General features: G+C 68.9%; 19 protein-coding genes. 14 read left to right on the forward strand and 5 right to left on the reverse strand.

Translation table 11 applies throughout. From position 1 onward, the window contains the following. Positions 1-9 precede the first annotated feature (9 nt). The 3 genes from ACN27A_RS20870 to ACN27A_RS20880 form a co-directional block, all read right to left on the reverse strand. Positions 10-543 carry a YbhB/YbcL family Raf kinase inhibitor-like protein gene (locus tag ACN27A_RS20870; protein ID WP_421456021.1) on the reverse strand — a complete coding sequence of 178 codons (534 nt, stop codon included), beginning with the start codon at positions 541-543 and terminating at the stop codon, positions 10-12. 120 nt (positions 544-663) lie between these two features. After that, positions 664-1,902 carry an ATP-grasp domain-containing protein gene (locus tag ACN27A_RS20875; RefSeq protein ID WP_421456024.1) on the reverse strand — a complete coding sequence of 413 codons (1,239 nt, stop codon included), beginning with the start codon at positions 1,900-1,902 and terminating at the stop codon, positions 664-666. A gap of 42 nt (positions 1,903-1,944) precedes the next feature. Further along, positions 1,945-3,342: an FAD-binding oxidoreductase gene (locus tag ACN27A_RS20880; RefSeq protein WP_421456027.1), complete on the reverse strand. Its 1,398-nt coding sequence runs from the start codon at positions 3,340-3,342 to the stop codon at positions 1,945-1,947. A gap of 341 nt (positions 3,343-3,683) precedes the next feature. Here ACN27A_RS20880 and ACN27A_RS20885 point away from each other — a divergent pair, with 341 nt between their 5' ends. From ACN27A_RS20885 to ACN27A_RS20915, 7 genes are all read left to right on the forward strand, one after another. Continuing rightward, complete coding sequence (locus tag ACN27A_RS20885) at positions 3,684-5,114, forward strand: FAD-dependent oxidoreductase (RefSeq protein WP_421456029.1); 1,431 nt, start codon at positions 3,684-3,686, stop codon at positions 5,112-5,114. 229 nt (positions 5,115-5,343) lie between these two features. Beyond that, positions 5,344-6,144 carry a DUF6202 family protein gene (locus tag ACN27A_RS20890; RefSeq protein ID WP_421456032.1) on the forward strand — a complete coding sequence of 267 codons (801 nt, stop codon included), beginning with the start codon at positions 5,344-5,346 and terminating at the stop codon, positions 6,142-6,144. Positions 6,145-6,244: 100 nt separating this feature from the next. Further along, positions 6,245-7,372 carry a DUF6421 family protein gene (locus ACN27A_RS20895; RefSeq protein ID WP_421456035.1) on the forward strand — a complete coding sequence of 376 codons (1,128 nt, stop codon included), beginning with the start codon at positions 6,245-6,247 and terminating at the stop codon, positions 7,370-7,372. A 65-nt stretch (positions 7,373-7,437) separates the two neighbouring features. Then, positions 7,438-8,283, forward strand: coding sequence for an aspartyl/asparaginyl beta-hydroxylase domain-containing protein (locus ACN27A_RS20900; protein WP_421456037.1), 846 nt, complete (start codon positions 7,438-7,440; stop codon positions 8,281-8,283). Between the two features lie 8 nt (positions 8,284-8,291). Continuing rightward, positions 8,292-9,557: a hypothetical protein gene (locus ACN27A_RS20905; protein ID WP_421456040.1), complete on the forward strand. Its 1,266-nt coding sequence runs from the start codon at positions 8,292-8,294 to the stop codon at positions 9,555-9,557. Positions 9,558-9,629: 72 nt separating this feature from the next. Continuing rightward, the gene (locus ACN27A_RS20910) at positions 9,630-10,991 is read left to right on the forward strand and encodes a hypothetical protein (RefSeq protein ID WP_421456041.1); all 1,362 of its coding nucleotides are present in this window, start codon (positions 9,630-9,632) and stop codon (positions 10,989-10,991) included. A 50-nt stretch (positions 10,992-11,041) separates the two neighbouring features. Beyond that, positions 11,042-12,328: an MFS transporter gene (locus tag ACN27A_RS20915; RefSeq protein WP_421458549.1), complete on the forward strand. Its 1,287-nt coding sequence runs from the start codon at positions 11,042-11,044 to the stop codon at positions 12,326-12,328. Here ACN27A_RS20915 and ACN27A_RS20920 read toward each other — a convergent pair. Continuing rightward, positions 12,318-13,145, reverse strand: a complete 828-nt coding sequence (locus tag ACN27A_RS20920; protein ID WP_421456044.1) for a PhzF family phenazine biosynthesis protein — start codon at positions 13,143-13,145, stop codon at positions 12,318-12,320. The two genes, ACN27A_RS20915 and ACN27A_RS20920, sit on opposite strands and share 11 nt — an antisense overlap. A 17-nt stretch (positions 13,146-13,162) precedes the next feature. Next, on the reverse strand, positions 13,163-14,407 hold the full coding sequence (locus tag ACN27A_RS20925) for a hypothetical protein (RefSeq protein WP_421456047.1): 1,245 nt from the start codon (positions 14,405-14,407) through the stop codon (positions 13,163-13,165). A gap of 463 nt (positions 14,408-14,870) precedes the next feature. On the opposite strand from ACN27A_RS20925, the gene ACN27A_RS20930 reads away from it, so the two are divergent. The 7 genes from ACN27A_RS20930 to ACN27A_RS20960 all read left to right on the forward strand — a co-directional run bounded on the left by ACN27A_RS20930 (position 14,871) and on the right by ACN27A_RS20960 (position 19,516). Further along, the gene (locus ACN27A_RS20930) at positions 14,871-15,674 is read left to right on the forward strand and encodes a cyclase family protein (protein ID WP_421456050.1); all 804 of its coding nucleotides are present in this window, start codon (positions 14,871-14,873) and stop codon (positions 15,672-15,674) included. Positions 15,675-15,733: 59 nt separating this feature from the next. Then, on the forward strand, positions 15,734-16,252 hold the full coding sequence (locus ACN27A_RS20935; protein WP_421456053.1) for a hypothetical protein: 519 nt from the start codon (positions 15,734-15,736) through the stop codon (positions 16,250-16,252). Between the two features lie 155 nt (positions 16,253-16,407). Next, entirely contained in the window at positions 16,408-16,692 is a 285-nt protein-coding gene (locus tag ACN27A_RS20940) for a type II toxin-antitoxin system Phd/YefM family antitoxin (protein ID WP_421456055.1), read from the forward strand. Next, a complete protein-coding gene (locus ACN27A_RS20945; RefSeq protein ID WP_421456057.1) occupies positions 16,689-16,943 on the forward strand; it encodes a Txe/YoeB family addiction module toxin in 255 nt (84 codons plus the stop codon). The genes ACN27A_RS20940 and ACN27A_RS20945 overlap by 4 nt, the downstream gene beginning before the upstream one ends. A gap of 571 nt (positions 16,944-17,514) precedes the next feature. After that, a complete protein-coding gene (locus tag ACN27A_RS20950) occupies positions 17,515-18,168 on the forward strand; it encodes a hypothetical protein (RefSeq protein ID WP_421456060.1) in 654 nt (217 codons plus the stop codon). Positions 18,169-18,462: 294 nt separating this feature from the next. Beyond that, positions 18,463-18,906: a hypothetical protein gene (locus tag ACN27A_RS20955; RefSeq protein WP_421456061.1), complete on the forward strand. Its 444-nt coding sequence runs from the start codon at positions 18,463-18,465 to the stop codon at positions 18,904-18,906. After that, positions 18,893-19,516 (forward strand): hypothetical protein, encoded by a 624-nt coding sequence (locus ACN27A_RS20960; protein ID WP_421456064.1) that lies wholly within the window; start codon positions 18,893-18,895, stop codon positions 19,514-19,516. The genes ACN27A_RS20955 and ACN27A_RS20960 overlap by 14 nt, the downstream gene beginning before the upstream one ends. Positions 19,517-19,522 lie beyond the last annotated feature (6 nt).

A 19,522-nucleotide genomic window follows, 5' to 3' on the forward strand; every position in this document is an offset into this window, starting at 1 on the left:
CGGTCCGGGTTACTCCTTGACCTGGTAGGTGGGACGGATCACGGCGCGGGCCAGGGTGTGGAAGGCCAGGTTGAAGCCGACCACGGCGGGGGTCGCGTCGGGGGTGACGTCGAGGCGCTCCACGTCCAGGGCGTGCACCGCGAACACGTAGCGGTGCGGCCGGTCGCCGGCCGGTGGGGCGGCGCCGCCGTAGCCCCGGTCGCCGTAGTCGTTGCGGACCGTGAAGGCGCCGCCGAGGTCGTCGCCGGCCGCGCCGCGCGGCAGCCGCGTCACGTCGGCCGGCAGGTTGACCAGGACCCAGTGCCAGAAGCCGCTGCCCGTCGGCGCGTCCGGGTCGAGGCAGGTCACCACGAAGCCCTTGGTCTCGGCCGGGAAGCCGGACCAGGCGAGCTGCGGCGAGACGTTGTCGCCCCCGACGCTGCCGTGGGCGTACGCGGCGTCCATCGGCTCGCCGTTCTGCACGTCGTCACTGGTCAGCGTGAACGACGCAACGGTCGGCAGCAGCTCGTACGGGTCCGGGGCGATCGGTCGTTCCAGGGTCATCGGGGGGGTCCTTCCGGTGAGCGGTTGTTCCTCCGCACCTTCTTACCCCGTCAGCACCCGCGATCGAACCGGCAGCGCGCCCACGCGACTGCCCGGGCGGACCCGGCCTGCCGCGCGGGGTCAGCTCCCGTACAGGCCGTGCCGTTCCCAGCGGCGCAGCATCTCGTAGCTCCGCTCGACCTCGGCCGGGTCCTCCGCGGCGAGATAGAGGTAGCCGGGCGAGCTGAACAGGTCGACGGTCTGCGGCAGTTCGGCCCCGGGGGAGCAGCGCGCGGCGACCGCCACGGCCGCCGGCAGCTCCGACAGCCGGGTGTGCCAGTCCCCCGCCTGCGCGGCGACGGGGACCGGGTTGATCAGCGACACGTTCCGGACGGCGGCGGCCCAGCCCGGCGTACGGTCGTCGAACTGGTCGAGCGACGCCGGATCGACGAGGTGCTGGGCCTGTAGGAAGGTCTGCGACACACCGCAGAACTTCGCCACGACGTCGGGCAGGGTCGCTCCCCCGAGGCGGGCCCCGGCCTCGATCAGCACCGGCCCCCGGTCGGTGAGCATGAGCTCGGTGTGTGCCGCCGAGGACCGGACACCGAGCGCGTCGAGCACCCCGAAGACGAACTCACGGAGCTGCCGGGCCAGGGCCGAGCCCCGGTCGACCGGCTCCTCGTAGTCGTAGATGGGACCGCCGCCCGGGCCCGGCCGTTTCGTGTACCGCCAGATCTCGGCGACCCGGTGCGCGCCCGCGTACGAGACCGTGTTGACGTAGAACTCCGTCCCGACGAGCCGCTCCTGGACCAGCACACGTCGATTGGGTACGCCGTACAGGTTGACCGAGGCCAGGACCGTGGCGCAGGCGAGGCGCACCTCGTCGGGACTCGCGCAGAACCGCACGTTGTCGGTGCCCGCGCCGTCCACGGGCTTGACGACGGCCGGGCCGGACAGGCTGGCCGCGTACCAGGAGACCGCCTGGTCCACGGACTCGAAGCACCGGCCGGCGGGCACGGCGAGACCGGCGGCGGCCACGGTAGCCGCCATCGCCGACTTGTCGCGCCGCGCGGTGACCGTGGCGATGTCGTTGCCGGGCGTGCCGAGCAGGTGGTTGAGCGTGTCGGCGAGGAGCACCCCCGGCTCGGTGCCCGCGACGACCCGGTCGACGCCGAGCGCCCGCAGCCGGTCGACGAGGTGGTCCTCGTCGGCGACGAAGCCGAGGTCGACCGCGTAGTCGCCGGGGCGGAACGTCTTCAGGTAGTAGTCGTACAGGGACTCGCCGCTGCGTACGTGGACGCAGGTCACCCCCCGTTCGGCAAGCGCCCGGCTCAGCGCGCTGCCTGTGGAGTATCCGTCGACGATGGCTATGGTCGGCACGCTCTCCTCATCTCCGTACGGCCCGCCGGAGGATGGCGGGCATCAGAAGACCTTGCCGGGGTTGAGCAGGCCGGCCGGGTCCAGGGCGGCCTTGATCGCCTGGTGCACCCGCAGGCTCACCGGGCCGATCTCGCGGGCCAGCCAGTCGCGCTTGAGCAGGCCCACGCCGTGCTCGCCGGTGCAGGTGCCGCCCAGTTCGAGGCCGAGGCGCATGATCTCGTCGAACGCGCGCCGGCCGCGTTCGAGGCTCGCCGGGTCGGCCCGGTCCACCACGATGTTCGGGTGCATGTTGCCGTCGCCGGCGTGACCGACCACGCCGATGGTCACGTCGCACTCGGCCGCGATCCGGGCCACCCCGTCGAGCAGCGCCGCCAACGCCGCCCGGGGCACCGCCACGTCGTCGATGACCATCCCACCGTTGCCGGTGGGGAACGACTCCCTGGCGAACTTCTCCATCGCCGCGTGCCCCAGCCGGCGGGCCTGCAACAGGGCCGCCGCCTCCACGGCGTCGGTGGCCGTGTGGATCTCGTCGGCGCCGGCCGCCTCGCACAGCTCGGCGAGCCGCGCCAGGTCCCCCGCGGCCTGGGGCCCGGTGTCCGCCGACGCCAGCAGCAGCGCCTCGACGTCGGTACGCAGGCCCATCGGCCGGTACGCCTCGATCGCCCGCAGGTACGTGCGGTCGATCAGTTCCAGCAGGCTGGGGGTGAGTCCGTGTTCGGCGATCCGGGCGACCGCCCGACCGGCGGCGGCGGTGGTCGGGAAGACCGCCACCATGGTCAGCGACTCCGCCGGCGCGGGCCGCAGCGCCACCGTCACCTCCGTGATCACCCCGAGGGTGCCCTCGGAACCCACGAAGAGCCGAGTGAGGTCGTAACCGGCCACCCCCTTGGCGGTACGCCGACCGGTACGCAACACCTCCCCGGAAGCCAACACGACCTCCAGACCCAACACGTACTCCGTGGTCACGCCGTACTTGACGCAGCACATGCCACCCGCGTTGGTGGAGACGTTCCCACCGATCGTCGACATCTCCCACGATCCCGGATCCGGCGGATACCACAACCCCTGTTTCGCCACCTCCGCCGACAACGCCGCGTTGACCACCCCTGGCTGCACCACCGCGATCCGGCTCACCGGGTCGATCTCCAGCACCGCGTCCATCGCGACCATGCTGATCACCACCGCGCCGTCGACCGCGTTCGCCGCGCCCGCCAGCCCCGTACGCGCCCCCTGCGGCACCACCGGCACGCCGTACCGCCCGGCGATCTTCACGGCCTCGACCACATCGGCCGTGCCACGTGGACGGACGACGACCAGCGGAGTGCCGGCCTCGCAGAGGTCGGCCTCGTCCTTGCGGTGCATCCGGAGCAGGTCGGGGTCGGTCAGGACGGCGTCGCCGAGCGCCGCACGCAGGTCGTCGACGAGGGGGGAACCAGACATGGCAGAGAGGGTACAGATCCGCGTCATCCGCTCCGGAGCGCGAACGTGGGCGCCCCCGATCCGGCATCGGTGCTGGTGAGAGCGGTGTGAGCGGGCCCGGTCGCTCGAACCCCTGTCCTATCGGAAGATCCTTCCGGGGTTGATCGAAGTTTGTTACCGTCTACCGCCAACGAGGGCACCCCTCCTCCAGCCAACGTCCCCCGGCCTGCCACCTCACGCTCTTCCACCCCAAGATCCGCAGCAGGACGCGCTGCCCGGCCGGGCACGGTGTCGAAAACCGGGACCTGGTTCAGCTCGTGTTGCGGCAAAGGATCGTTGCCCATGACAGAGGGATTGACAGAGTGAAGCGAACCGAGCTGCACATCGTGATCGGCGGAGGTATCGCGGGCTGCCTGGCCGCGATCATGCGTAGCCGCGCGGGATACCGGGTCCTTCTGCTGGAGCGGGCCGAGGCGCGCTCGCCCGAGGCCCACCCGATCTGCACGGGGGCCAGCAACATCGTCAGCGAGAACCACAGCGGTGCCGAGTATCCGTTCGATCCGCAGAGCGCCCGGGACTGCTTCGACGGGCGCCTGGTCAACGAACGCTTCTTCCCCGACCTCGTCTTCGGCGGCAAGGACCACAGCCGGGTCATCGCCTCGCAGGCCATGCAGGACAGCGGCACCGACATCATCGGCCAGTGCCGGGAGAACATGCGGGTCATCCAGGACCGTTACGCGCAGCTCTGCGCCGAGGACCCGGCCAACGCGCTGTTCGGCGCGCCGGAGCAGGTCTGCCGCGAGATCCCCGCGCCGGACGGGGTCGCCGACGTCGGCGCCGCCTTCGTCACTCCGCAACGGGGCATCAACCCGGTCGTGGTCACCGCGCTGCTCGACCAGGAGCTGCGCCGCAGCGGTGTCGAGGTACGCGGTGGCGCCGACGTGACCGGGGTGAGCCGCCGCTCCGACGGCACCTACGAGGTGGAGTACGTCGAGGACGGCGCGCGGAAGACGGTCGTCGGCGACCAGGTCGCCCTCTGTGCCGCCACCGAGACCCCGGCGATCGCCCGCCGTCTCAACCCGTCGCTCGCGCTGCCGCCCATCTACATGGCGCTGCGCCAGATCCTCTTCGTCGAGCTGCCCGAGCGCACCACGAAGAACTACACGTGCCTGAAGCTCGAGGACGAGTACGGCGGCATGCTGAGTCCCTTCAGCCAGGACACCGCGCTCGTCTACTACCCGCCGGCGGCGCACATCGCGGTGCACCGCGTCGACTCGACGACCTACGCGCTGCCCGACGACTTCCGTCACTTCCTGCGCAACGGTCACCCCGAGGCGGCTGACCGCGCCCGACTGGCGCTCCGTCAGCTCAGCCAGTGGTATCCGGAGGTGCGCGGTGCGGAGGTGGTGTCCGCCCACCTCAAGGTGGCGATCAACACCACCGACTCGTCGCGACTGCGGCGCAACGCCGGGGTGCTCGACGTCGCACCCGGTTGCACCGCGACCGTCCTGCTCAAGTGGACGATGTGCGTCGTCAACGCCCAGCGCGACCTGGAGGCGGCCCTCCGGCACTCGATCGCCACCGGCAACGCGGATCGCGACGAGTACGCCGAGCTGGTCGCCCGCGGCACCGTGCCGATCGCGCCGCCATCGGATGTGTCCGCCTGGCAGCGCCGGCTCGGGATCTTCGCGCGCAACATGGGGGTGCCGGAGCGACTGGCGGCGCCGTTCGTGGACGCCGGCGAGCCGGACAGCGGTCTGGCCCGCGCCGTACCGTCGCTCGCGTCGAGTTGACGCTGGTCACGCTGAACTGGCGGGGGATTATCCGCCCCCTGAGGCACCGCGCGAGGGGATGCACCCCGCTTAGGGGGCAGCACAGGGGTTCAGTCGTCTTCCCGTTGCGCGATACACCGTATTCGATGATCATAGGCCCGCGTCGACTCGATGACCTTCGTCGACACTGGCCTGTCCTGGCGGGCTTCGGGGAGCGTTCCGCCCGGTCCCTATAAGCGAGGAGGGCACGATGACCACCGCACTCGACCTGACCGACCTCCGTGTGCAGGCCGACGCCACCATCGATCGACTGATCGACGAGGCAGGCCTCACCCGACGCAACAACCGGTTCTTCGCGGGCGCGAAGGAGGCCACCTCGGTGAGCCCCGCCGGTGCGCTGCGGATCGCGGAGAAGTGGCAGCGGACCACTCAGGCGTTCATGTTCACCACCATCTCCAGCCTCGGTGCCCACGGGCGACGTCTGGCTCGCGACTACACAGTGAGTCGAGAGGTGCTCGGAGCGTATCAGATGGCCTACCGAGTCATCGGGGACGATCTGGACAATCGGGCGGCGGCATTCGCGGAGGTCGCACCGGAGGGTGTGGACGGTGTCCACTACCTGTGGTGGGCGGACACGATCTGCGCGCCGCTGCGCTCGGCCCTGGGCAGCGCGGACGCGCCCGCCGAATCCCCCGCGCTGACCCGCATCCTCGACGTCATGGACGCCATGGCAGCCGAGGAGCTGGGTGGCGCCGTCCAGCTCCGTGTCGTGGAAACCATCGCCCTCGACATCGCGGTCGCCTTCCGGCGCCTGTACGGCAAGGTCACGGTGGACGGTCGCCAGGTCCTTCCCGAGCAGCGCGACTACGCCTGGATCGACTCGCACATCCGGGCGGAGACGGGCCACGCCGCGTCCGTCAGCGACGACGAGGCAGGCATGAGTCACCTGGTCTCCACCCCGGCCGAGGCGCAGCACTTCGTCGCGCTCGCGGAGTCGTACGTCCCGGCGTGGGCGGACCTGCTGGACGACTTCGCCCGGGACCTGGCGTAGCGCGACCAACCGAGAACGGCACTGACGGCCGCCACCGACGACGCCCCGGGCCCGTGGTGGCGACCGCCGGAGTCATCCGGTTCCGAGGAAAGGAGCTGCCATGCGATCGTCCCTGCCAACAGTGGAAACAGACGCCGTCGTCAACGAAGTGAACGAGCTGCGCGCCCGCTACCAGCGCGAGACCGAGCCCGGATCGCCGGAGGCGCTGCGCCGGCTGGCCGGTTGGATCGCCGACTCGGCGACGCTCGGTGCCCAGCCCGCGGCCCGGGCACTCGTCGAGGACCTGTCCGGCGCACACGACACGCCGCAGCTCACGGCCACGAAGCGGCACATCAACTCGCGGGCCGACAACACGCTCCTGTCCGTGTTCTCGGCCGCGTACTTTCCGTCCCTCGGTCTGGACTACCTGGAGTACGAGCCCATCCCGTCCGATCCCGTGCTGGTGGAGCGCTACCCGAGCCCGACGATGCCGGTCAACCTGCTCCGGCACAGCGACGGTTTCGACAGTCGGGTCGTCGTGGCGCTCTTCCCGGAGAACCACATCGACGGGCGCCAGGAACCGGACGACCTGATCTTCTACTTCATCGACAAGTTCGTCGCCCGGCACCGCCTCACCCGCCGGCTCATCGACGCCGCCATGGTCCCGGGCTCGTTCCCGCTGCTCTCCGGCGTCGACGACTCCGGCGTCGAGCGGGCCGCCGGTTCCTGGGTACGGCTGCACGAGTTCCACCACCGCACGGGCAGCATGCCGATCCCGCAGTTCCTGTCCGCGAAGAGCTACAAGCCGCTGGCCGGCCTGGAGGAGATGCGGGTCGACGTCAAGTCGATGCTGGTCTGCCTCGACGACGCGGACATCGATCGTGAGCTCGCCGCGCTGACCTTCGAGTTCGTCCTGGCCGAGCGGCTGCTGCGGTACTCGGTCGAGGGGATCCCGAAGCCGAACTACGACGCGATCGCGTCGCAACTGCTCTTCAACTACCTGCGCGGGCAGGGCGCCCTGACGATCGACGAGGGCCGGATCCGGCTCCTGCCGAGCCTGCCCGAGGCGCTGAGCACGCTCGTCACCGAGATCACCGAGCTGGAGGACGTCGTCCTGACCGAGGGGGTCGAGGCCGCCCGGGCCGGACTGATCGACTTCACCCGCCGGTACACCCGGTACGACGAGGAGAAGCGGGAGTTCCTCCACGTGCCCTTCTTCGCCGAGCTCAAGGGGCGACTCGGCGTGTGAGCCACGCCGGCCGCCCTCCCGACGACGTGCGGCTCCGCCCCTCACCCCGCTGGAAGGTACCGACCATGACCACCGTTATGAACTCGACCGAAACCGGCATCCTCGGCACGTGCGACATCGACGCCGACAGCCTCGCCACGGACCTCGACACCATGGCGTCGTTTCCCTACACGGACAAGTACAGCGACTTCGTCTGCGGCGCCTGGAAGAGTTGCGCGGTGTGGAACGGCACGGGCCTCGGCCTCGACGCGGGACTCGACCCGTTCGAGGGCCCGGCCGTCGTCACCGACCTGGGCCAGCGCCTGCCGTACGTGCGGCACCTGGTGGGTGAGCTGTTCGACATGTCCCGCCTCAAGTACGGCCGGCTCGCCCGGCTGACCCCCGGCAGCGCGCTCGTGCCGCACCGGGACTACCTCGAACTCGACAGCAACCTGATCCGGATCCACCTTCCGCTGGAGACCCACGAGTCCTGCGTCAGCTCGCACAACTCGACGCTCTACCACATGAACGTCGGTGAGATCTGGTTCCTCGACGCCACCCAGGCCCACAGCGCGGTCTCCGGCTGGACGAAGGACCGCACCCACCTCGTGCTCGACTTCCAGGCCGACTCGCTCGCCGCCTGCTTCACCGGCGAGGTGCAGTCGCCCCGCATCCCGAGCACCCACCAGGTCGCGCGGCAGCCGATCGACCAGGAGGAACTCGCCGCGTTCGAGCGCGCCGGGGTGCTCATGGACACCACCAACTACCGGGACTTCCTGAAGATCGCCATCAAGACGATGTTCACCCGGGACATCACCCCGGACAACGTGTTCGACCTGCTGGAGGGGGCGGCCCGGCACTCACCCGTCGCCGACCGGCTCGACATGATCCCCCCGATGCGGACGTACTTCCTGCTGGCCCGAGAGTCCTGAGGCGGATCATGCGACACGCCAGCCAAGTCTGTGTCGTCGTGGACGGGTACTCGACGGCCAACGCGCTCGCGCCGGCCCTCGCCGGTTACGGCTTCGGCGCGGTACATGTGCAGAGCGACCCGGACCTGCCGCAGTTCCTCCTGCGTACCGGCGTCGACCACGCCTATCTCGACACCTACCTCCACGACGGCGACGTCAGCACGATCGTCGACCGGCTCGACCGGGCGGGCCTGCGCGCGCGCAGCGTGGTGGCCGGCGCCGAGACCGGGGTCGAGCTGGGTGACCAGCTGGCCAGGGCGCTCGGCGTGCCCGGCAACGACCCGGCGACCACCCGGTGCCGCCGCGACAAGCACCACATGGCACGCGCCGCGGCGGCCGGGGGCGTCGCCGTCATCCCGCACCTGAGCACCGCCTCCCGCGACGAGGCGGCGGAGTGGCTGCGCGCGGGGGGCTGGCTCGGCGACGCCGTCGTCAAGCCCCGGGCCAGTTCCGGCAGCTTCGGCTTCCTGCGGTGCCGCTCCGAGGCGGACCTCGACACCGCGTTCAAGAGCTGGCTGGGCGCACCCGACGTGTTCGGCGACCCCATCGGGGAACTTCTCGTCCAGCCGTTCATGACCGGCGACGAGTACGCCGTCAACACCGTGTCGGCGGGGGGCGGGTACGTCGTCTCGGACATCTGGCACACCAGGAAGCGCCACGAAGGCGGTACGGCGCTCTACGACCTGGAGCGGCTCGTCGATCCGCGGGACGCCGTCTTCGACCAGCTGCACGGCTTCGTCGGGACCGTGCTCGACGCCCTCGACATCCGCGAGGGGACGGCGCACACGGAGGTCATGTTGATCGCCGGTGAGCCGGTGCTCGTCGAGACCGGCGCCCGGTTCATGGGCTCGATCGACATCTCGCAACTGACCGAGGCGACGGGCACCAACGCGGTGCAGTTGGTGGCCGAGACGATCGCGGATCCGGACCGCTTCGCCGCCCGGGTCCGCGAGGGCTGGCGTCCCGTGCTCCGCCGGCACGCCGCCATGGTGCAGTTGCTGTCCCGCCACTCGGGGACCCTCGCCGGCTACGACCTGCCCCTGCTGCGCGGTCTGCCGTCGTTCCACACCGTCGACACCTACCTGGAACCCGGCGACCCGTTGCAGGTCACCGTCAACTCGTACACGACCCCGGGCCTGGTCTTCCTGGTCCACGAGAGCCCGGAGACGATCTCGGATGACTACCGCCAGCTACGCGAACTGGAGGCAGCGGGTGCCCTGTTCCTGTCGGCCTGAGCAGCGCACGCCACGGCTGCCCGTCGGCGGCACCGCACGCCGGCGGGCCGCCGCCACGCGGAAGTCGGCCGCATGAGCGCGCCGCACCTGTCGGCGTCGCAGGACCCGGCGACGGACTACCTGCGGGCGGTACGCGACGGCGAGCTGCCACCGGACCTGCCGGCGCGCACCGCCGGACGGGTGCTGGGGCCCGACATCGAGGCACAGAGCTTCCACCGGGTGATGTTCGTCGACGAGCGGGAACTCGCGTCGTTCTACGCCGACTTCACGGTGCTGCTCGACGTCGTGGGGCGGCTGCCGCACCTGCTCGCGGGTGGCAGCGCCGCCGCGTTCGGCGCGCTGACCGACGTGCCGGAGGTGCTGCGCCCGCTGTTGGCCGGCACCGACCTGCCCGCCCTGGTGCCGTACGGCCGCGCCGACCTGATCCACGACGGGACCGGATTCAAGGTCCTGGAGCTGGGCCTGAGCCCCGCCGTCGGCGGTGCCGAACGCACCGCCTGGCTACCCGCCGTCATGGCGGAGCCGGCCTTCCGGCCCTTCGCCGAGCGGCACGGCCTGCGACACTTCGACCCCATCACCGCCCTGCTCGACCTGCTGCGCACGGTGGATACCACGCGCACGGGGCACGACGCCGAGGCGTCCGGGCAGGCGGAGGTGCTGATGGTCGAGGCGACCGGTGCCCTCGCGGAGTGGGCCGGTGACTGGCGTCCCCTGGGCGAGTGCCTGGAGGCGTACTCCGATCGTCCGCTGCGGACCCGCCTGGCGGAGGTCGCGGACCTGCACGAGCCGGACGGCAGCGTCGCCGGCCACGTCGCCGGGACGACCCACCTGCTGCGGTTGTTCAACCTCACGGAACTCGCGGAGGAGCCGGACCCCGTGGCGGCCTGGCAGCGGCTGCATCCGGCGCCGGGCTCCGCCCTGCCGCCGATGGCCACCTCGCCGGTGCACGACATGTACAACAGCAAGGCGTGCCTCGCCCTGGTGTGGCTCCCCGAGGTGCAGGACGCGCTGACCGACGACGAACGCGCCGCGTTGCGGCGCGTCCTGCCCGAGACGACCCACGTCGACGCGGCCACCGACCTGACCCGCTTCGTCCGCGACCGGGCGGACACCATCCTGAAGCCCACCACCCTGGCCCGTGGCGAGGGCACGGTGGCCGGCTGGACGGTCGACGACGAGACGTGGCGGGCGGCGCTCGCCTCGGCGGCCGGGAGCGGTCGGCACATCCTGCAACGGAGGGTCGTCCAGCGGGCGGAGCCGGGCTTCGACACCGACGGCGTCACGGAACGGGACTGGTACGCGGTGTGGGGGATGCACTACGGGCCCGGTGGGCACACCGGCTTCACCTGCCGCCTCACCACCGTGCCGGGTGCCGTGGTCCGTGGCATAACGAACGTCCTGCTGGCACCGGTGCTGCTGCACCCGGGGGCCTGAACACCGTCGCCGGTCACGGCTAGGAGATCACCCTGAAGAAGAACTTCCGCCTGCTCTGGACTGCGGAGACCGTCAGCCAGTTCGGCTTCGAGGTGGCGACGGTCGTCATTCCGCTGTTCGCCGTGAAGACCCTGAACGCCACACCGGCGCAGGTCGGCTTCCTGGTGACCTGCGAGTTCCTGGGCTTCCTGCTCCTCGGGCTGCCGGCGGGGGCGTGGATCGACCGCCGGCGCGCCGAGCGGGTCCTGGTGTTCGCCAGCCTGGGCCGTACGGCCGTGTTCGGGGTCGTCGCGGCGCTGGCGCTGGCCGGCGGTCTCACCATGCCCTCGCTGTACGCGTTGATGTTCGCGGGGAGCCTCTGCACGGTCTTCCTCGGGATCTCCTACCAGAGCGTCCTGCCGCGGATCGTCGACCGGCAGCTGCTGCCCGGCGCCAACTCGCGGGTGGAGTTCACCCTCTCGCTTGCGGAGATCACCGGCCCGGCCATCGCCGGCTTCCTGATGGCGCTGGCCACGTCGTCGTACGTCCTCGGCGCCACGGCCGTCTGCTTCGGCATCGCCACGCTGCTGCTCAGCCGGATCCGGGTGACCGGGGCGGCGGCGGCCCCGCCGCCGCGCCCCACCACCACGCTGTTCCGGGACGTACGCGACGGCGTCAGGTACGTGCTGCGGGTGCCGATGTTCCGGGTGATGGCGCTCCGCAGCTCGACGTACAACTTCTGCAACATCGCGACCACCACCATGTTCCTGCTGCTGCTGGCGTCGGTGCTGCGGCTGCCGTCGGCGTACATCGGGATCATCTTCTCCGGCGCCGGTGCCGGCGCGACCCTCGGCGCCCTCCTGGCGGTGCGGCTGTCCCGGCGCTTCGGCGTCGGGACGACCGTCCTCGCCGCGTGCGTGCTGGCGGGGATCGCCTCGATCCCGCTGCCGTTCGCGCGCAGCGGCACCTGGCTGATCGTCGCCGGCATCGGCTACGGCATCGCCTCGGGATGCATCGTCGTCTCCAACATCCTGCAACTGTCGGTCCGGCAGGCGCTGTGCGCGCCGGGCATGCAGGCCCGGTTGAGCGCGACGATGCGGTTCCTGGTCTGGGGTGTGATCCCGCTGGGCGCGTCGGTCGCGGGACTGGTCGCGAACGTCATCGGCGTCCGCCAGACCCTCGCGCTCGCGGTCGCCGGCGAACTCGTCTCCATCGTCCCGCTGTACTTCTCGCCGCTGCGCCGGGTGGTGGAGATGCCCACCGAGCCCGAGTCCGGGCCCGAGCCGGCCCCGGAGCCGCCGCCCGCAGGGGCGGCGGCCGACGGGGCGCGGCCGGAGGCTCGGCAGCTCAGCGACTGAGCTGAGCCACCTCGTCGTCGTCGAGGGTGATGACGCCCGCGAGGTACTGGCGCGTCGACCCGCCCAGGACGACCCGGTCGCCGCGCAGCTCGCAGTTGGCCTGGATGGTCAGCGTCTTGCCGAGCCGGGGGGAGAACTGACGCGAGGTCAGGCTGTTCCTGCCCAGCTCCTCCGCCCAGTAGGGGACCAGCATGCAGTGGGACGACCCGGTGAACTGGTCCTCCGGGATCGACTGCTTGGGGCCGAAGAAGCGGGCGACGAAGTCGGAGGCGACGCCGGGGGCCGTCACGACCACCGCGCGCCGGTCGAGGGTCCCGAGCATCCGCTGGTCGGGTTCGATCGCGCGCAGGTCCTCCTCGTTGTCGTAGACCGCCATGTAGTCCATGCCGCCGTACACGGCGGTGGGCGCGATCGACAGCCCGGCGAGCAGGGCCTCCGGCGGGTCGACCCGCTCGCGCGGCAACGCGGGGAAGGACATCGAGAACTGCCCCTCGGGCGTACGGCTGACCACGAGGGGACCTGTGTTGGAGTGGAAGGTGACCTCGTCCCACTCGGGCCGCAGGTGGTGCAGCACCACGTGGGCCGCGGCGAGCGTGGCGTGCCCGCACAGGTCGACCTCCATCGACGGCGTGAACCAGCGCAGCGCGAAGCTGTCGCCCCGGTCGATGATGAACGCGGTCTCCGCGAGGTTGTTCTCCAGGCCGATCGCCTGCATCACCTCGTCGCTGAGCCACTCGTCCAGGGGGCAGACCGCGGCCGGATTGCCGAAGAACACCCGGTCGGTGAACGCGTCGACCTGGTAAAGGGGAATTTCCATCGTGCCTCCAACTGGTGTCAGTGTCGTTCGCGGGCCGCCGGCCCGATCGCCTGCACGCGCTCGATGAGCTGTCGCCGTTCGTCGGCGTCCATGGGGATGGCCCAGCCGCTGGCCGCCGACTGGTGGATGTTGACCACGGCCGATCCCCGGTCGGCGCGGATGTTCATGCCGGAGCACTCGCCGCCGAGCACGTAGAGCCCGAGCACCACGTGGTGGGGCACCGGCTCGGCATCGGCCTCGGGGGCGAACCGGCACTCGGCGAGCTGCACGCGGCGCTGGGCGAGCCAGCCGTCGGGGCCGCGCTCGGCCAGCCGGGCAGCGATCGTGTCCGCGTCGTGGTCGGCCCCGAGCAGGACGTCGTGCCCGCCGGACGAGTGCCCGAACTTGAACACGTACTCGGCGCGGTCCGCCAGCAGGCGGTCACGGTTCTCCGGGGTCACCGAGACGGTGTGGGGCACGTAGCGGGCGACCATGTCGCGCACGCCGGCGGGCAGCAGGCTGGCGAAGCGCTCCTCCCAGAACATCGCCATCCAGCGCTTGTGCGTACGGATCTCGGCCTCGAAGAGGTTGATCACGGAGGCGCCGCTGCCGACCAGCCGGGTGATGAAGTCGTAGTCGTCGTCCATGTCCTCGTGCATGAAGCCGCGATAGACCAGGGTGCGCTTTCCGGCCGCCGGATCGAGCCACCGCTGCGGATAGTCGGCGTGGAAGACCAGCTCGACCGGCACGTCGGGCAGTCGCCGGCGCAGCGTCTCGGTCAGCAACTCGAAGCCGAAGTAGCCGACCCCGATGCGGCTCGACCAGTCACACACCACCACCCGGTCGAAACTGCCCTGGTGGAAAGCCCTGATGACGACGTCCGCGATCTGTTCCTCAGGCCGCGGCGTGCCGGCGAGCCACGGAATGTCGACCGCCTCACCCATCACCTGGTAGCAGTCGTGGAACTCGAATCCGGAAATCGACGAGTCGATGTTGAATTCACAGAACTGATATCCGGACGGGGTCGGCAGCACGTCGACGCGGGCGAAGACCTGCTCGACGGAATCCAGTTGTTCCCAATTGACGAAGGGCGCGATCTCGGCGGGCAGGCCGAATTCCGTCAACAGTTTCTCGGGAGGCCCCGACCGGAGGAACTCGCGGATCACCGCCGTCTGCGCCTCGATCATGGCGCAGGCCGCCTCCGCCATCCGGTCGAACTCGTCCCGGTCGATTACCAGCGGATAGGGGATGAACCGCATCCGGGTGGCACCGAGATCGTCCATGAATCGCCGTACCGACGGCGCTGCCGCGACGAGCGCGGACCGCGCCGGCTCGGCCTGAAGCGCGGCCACCAGCGGCGCGTTCAATTCCGCGAAATTGCAGTCCGAGTTGTCGTGTCGCACCGTGAACCGCACCCCTCGCCCGACTCGTCAATGAATCGGATGCGAGTGTACGGCACGAGCGGCTTGGCGGGCAGGGGCGAACTCGCGGTATTGATTGCGGACACGGTTAGTGTCGAACATTTCAGGGGTCGACCGGTCCGGGGTCGCCGAGTAGAGTGACCGGCCGTCGGCTGGTCCCGCTTCACACGCGACGGCGACGACTTCGGCCGTTGCAATCCCGATTTCGTCGCGTGACCCGTGCCGGACACGTGGCGGAACCATTACGGGGAATCATCACCCGAGACCCGCACCCGGAATCGGCCCGGTACGCATCCGGCACCCCCGCAGAGACAGGATCACCGCCATGACCGCACTCCTGGACGCCGTCGCCGCGGGCGTCACCATCCACGACCTCGCCCAGCCGTTCGAGGAGGGGATGCCCTGCGCGCCGAACCACCCGGGGTTCCGCCTGGCCCTGCTCCGCCGGCACGGCGACGTGGTCCGTGCCGACGGCGGCTCGTCGGCCGGCGAGCTGATCGTCACCGGCGGGCACGTCGGAACGCACGTCGACGCGCTGTCGCACATCTCGCAGGACGGGCTGCTGCACGGCGGCCACGACGCCGCCGAGGCGCAGTCGGGTGGCCGGTTCGGCGTACACGGCGCCGAGACCATTCCGCCGCTCGTCCGGCGGGGGGTGCTGCTGGACGTCGCCTCGGCCCACGGAGTCGACGTCCTTCCCGGCGGGTACGGCGTGACCGCCGACGACCTCGAACGGTGCCTGCGGCGTACGGGTGTGCGGCTGGCCGAGGGTGACGTGGCGCTGGTGCGTACCGGCTGGGCCCGGCACTGGTCGGATCCGGCGGCCTACCTCGGTCTCGACACGGGGGTGCCCGGCGTCGACCCCTCCGGCGCGGCCTGGCTCGGGGAGCACGGGGTCGCCCTGACGGGCGCGGACACCACCGCCTACGAGCAGATCCTTCCCGGCGCGGGGTTCCGGGTGCTGCCGGTCCACCGGCTGCTGCTGGTGGAGGCGGGCATCTACATCGTCGAGCACCTGCGGCTGGACTCGCTGGCCGAGGCCGGCGTGAGCGAGTTCCTGTTCGTCCTCGCCCCGCTGCCGATCGTCGGCGGCACGGGTTCGCCCGTACGCCCGCTGGCCGTCGTGTGACACGCGCCCGGCCGCCTCGCGCCCCCGCCCGACGTCGCTCGGACACGTAGTCTCGCCCGGTGATCGAGATGCCCCTCACCGCCCGGCAGTGGCGTCGCCGGGCGATGATCGCCGCCGCCGTCGCCTTCGCGATTGCCTGCATCGGTGCGCCCGTCAGGCAGGCGGTGACGAGGGCGATCGAGGCGGGGCGGGGCGAGAAGACGCCCGCTGCGGCGGCCGAGGCGTACCTCCTGGCGGTCTTCCAGCCGGCGGAGAACCCCGACATCAACCGGTGCCTGTGCGGCGACAATCGGGACGAGCTGTTTCGGCAGGCGCGCGACCTGCGCAAACAGGTCGAATCACAGGTCACCTTCGGCGTACGGGTCGAGACGACGAACTGGCAGACCGACCCGGACGGCACGGTCTCGGCGATGGTGGACCTCCGGTTCACGGAGGTCGCCCCCTCGGGGAGCGTCACCTTCACCGGCGCCACCCACCGGTGGCGCTTCCACACGACGGAGGAGGGCGGCTTCGGCGGCGGTTGGAAGGTCTGCCGCGTCGACGCGCCGCCGCTGTGCGGCACCTACCTCCGCTGCTGACGACACCACGTCGCGGCGAGCCGAGCGAGCAGGCTGAAGCAGGCGTAGCCGCCGCACCCTCTTCTGCACAGACTCAGGCTTGCCTGGCGTCGGAGCCTCCGACAAGCAGCTCCGTAACCTTGTACAATTTATTGTACGTAACGTTGGGAGGCAGCATGCGGACCGTCCCCTACTCAGAAGTCCGACAGAACCTGGCCAAGATGCTCGATCATGTCGTGGACGACGCCGAGGAAGTGGTGGTGACCCGCTCCGGCCGGGAGGCCGCAGTCATCATCTCGTTGCGGGAGTACGAGTCGTTGAAGGAGACGGCCTACCTGATGGCCAGCCCCGCCAACGCGCGCCGCCTGAACGAAGCCGTCGAGGAGTTGCGCAACGGGGGTGGGGAGACACACGACCTGATCGACCTCGACGCCACTTCAGGTGGGGCCTCGGCCGCGTGAAGGTCCAGTTCGCCGGCCAAGGCTGGGACGACTACCTGACCTGGCAGCGAGATCGCCAGATGCTCAGACGAGTGAACACCTTGATCGAGGACATCCGACGCAACGGCCATGAAGGCATCGGCAAACCGGAGCAGCTTCGCGGCAACTGGGCGGGGTTCTGGTCGAGACGCATCGACCAGGAACACCGCCTCGTGTACCGGATCACGGACGACACGGTGCAGATCGCGCAGTGCCGCTACCACTACGAATGAGCCTTCCCAGCCCCCACCAGCCCTCACCGGCGGTCAGCCCCGGCCTGAAAACCGGGGCTGAGCTGCACCGGAATAGATCATCGTCAAGCGGAGGGTGTGGGATTCGAACCCACGAAGACATCGCTGCCTTACCGGTTTTCAAGACCACGAAGCCCACGGCGCTGACCTGCTGATATGCGAGCCATCACCCACCTTGCGACACGGATACGGCACTGGACCACTCAGACCATGGCCTGACCTGCCAACTCCAAGCCGCCTCCAATGGGCCGCAAGGACCGCGTCCTACCGCTGGCGATTGTCCGTCCGCTTCCGCGGGTGGGCTCGGGGCGCCGCGCAGTTACTGTCAGCGCTGCTGTCAGTAGCACTTCCGTTCATGGTTGGGGAAGGAGGTTAGTGCCGCCTCCGCTACACCTCGTCCTACCAGGACACTCGTACGCCGACTCCCGGCCGAGCACTTGACACTTCCGTACATGTTCCGGATCTTGTCGCGTGATCGGGCTGCTCGCCTTCATGCTCGACGCAGCATGTCGCGCTCGCCTGCTGCTTTGCACTGCACCTCTAGACTACGGCTATGGAATTAGATGTTCTAGCACCATCCCTACTTGCCGGAGCATTTGCCATTATTGGCGGCATTGGCGGCGTGATGATTAGCGGAAGAATTGCACGCAATAACGATCTTCGACGTTGGAAGGCCGAAGATGACCGGCGTTGGCTAGCCGACAGGCGAAAGGTGTTTGCCTCATACATAGTCTTAGTAGAAGCAATGCTTCGCGACATAGACAGGATCGGAGCATTTCTGCCCTACTATGGCGACGAACCTATAAGCGAAGAGGACGAATCGTCCATAGGGGAAGACCTTCATGAGTACATAAGAAAATGGGACGACGAGCTTCAGCCTGCATTGCTGGAAGTGCAGCTGATGGCCGGACCAAGGGTGGCCGACCTGGCAAATCGAGTGTCGGGTGGCTTAATGGAAATTACAACACCAATAGAACTAAGAAATAGCTTCGTGTCTTATTACCCTGGATGGTTTCAGGCTAAAGACCTAGCAAACGTTCTCTACGAGGAAATGCGCACCGAATTGGGGTTACCCAAATCGGGCCTTTCGACTTTCCCTGCCAAGCATGACCCTAATTGGCCCTGGCTTACTGATAGACCAAGCCGAGAATCCTATATACAAAATCATCCCCGGCAACACAAACCAGATCCAGCCAACTCCGACTAACCGCCAGATTGCGCGTTCAGCATCCTCTGCCGCCGACCCGGCCCTCTGTAAGCGCGCCACCAGAGGCGTAGTATCACGACCGCCTCCGGCTCCGCAGACCGCAGAGGGAACGGCCTACTTTGGCACGAATTGCGCCGATCGCTCCCATGGCATGGGGGCCACGGCACAGCGACGGCAAGTGTCCTGATGTCGGCACGCCGCCGCGTTGCACGCCATTCGCCCGTGCGGGCGCTATCGTAGCTCCCCAGAATGATAGGCGAAGGTGAACGCACTCTACGAAGGGAAGCAGTGTCGATGGTGGATGCAGCACTAGTCGGACTGGCTACCGCCGGCGGAACGGCCTTAATCGGCGCTGTAGCCGAGGACACTTGGCAACTTGCGAAGAATGGATTTGGCCGACTTTTCGGGCGCGGCGATCAAGCCCAAATGGCGACCACTGAGGAACGCCTCGAACGCACTAGGGTCGCCATTGAGTCGGCCGGGTCCGATGCAGAGCGAGTGAAGGCGGAGCAGCATATCGCCTGGAGAGCCCGACTTGAGGACTTTTTGGCGGAGAATCCTGGGGCCGCCGAAGAACTTCAGAGCCTAATCGGCCAGATCAACGCGGGCGGAAGTTCGCGTTCGACCGGATATGTTACCCAGAATGCCGCAGCTTTCGACAACGCCCAGCAGGTGATTCAAGGACACGGTCACCAGTCGAACGTTTTCGGCGCAGGGCAGAGTGATGGCGGCAGGTAACGGTGACGTCGGATTCGGCCGCCACCTCACTGATGTTTCTCAAACCGCCTGGGCGTCAGGTCACGCCAACAGCAGCGTTCAAGGCTCGGGGCAACAGGTAAACGTATACGTGAGCGTGCCACCTACGTCGGCAGCCTCTCAAGCCGACCTTAAAGAGGAGGTAAAAGAAGAATCGGAGAATACATTGCGGGAGGAGCACGATGCCGTACTCGGCATCCTTGTCGGAGCTCTGAATAACCACAAAGAGCCGATGAGTGAAGGGATCTGGCTAACTCTAAATGTGCGCGGATCCCTAATATCGGGCGAGCTTATACCTCACTGGCAGTGGTTCGCCGAGCAGGCGGAACAGCAGGGCGAACGCTCGTTTGTAAGCTTCTTCGCCGACGCCGTAAGGAAGGCACACAACGAGGAATTAGAGCTTCTAGCAAAGAACGATGAAGATCTGACCAAAGAAGAACGAGCACGCCTGCGGCAACCATCCACTCACATCCATCTCAGGGACGCTCGAAACTTTCTTCCCGATCCCGTACCAGCGAACGGATACTACTGGCGGGGTCGGATAGACGAAGTTTCGGGATGGGCTTTCGGTCAAATGAGCAGAAGCTCGTAACTCGAT

It is taken from the genome of Micromonospora sp. WMMD737, assembly GCF_049179055.1.
Classification (GTDB): domain Bacteria; phylum Actinomycetota; class Actinomycetes; order Mycobacteriales; family Micromonosporaceae; genus Micromonospora; species Micromonospora reichwaldensis.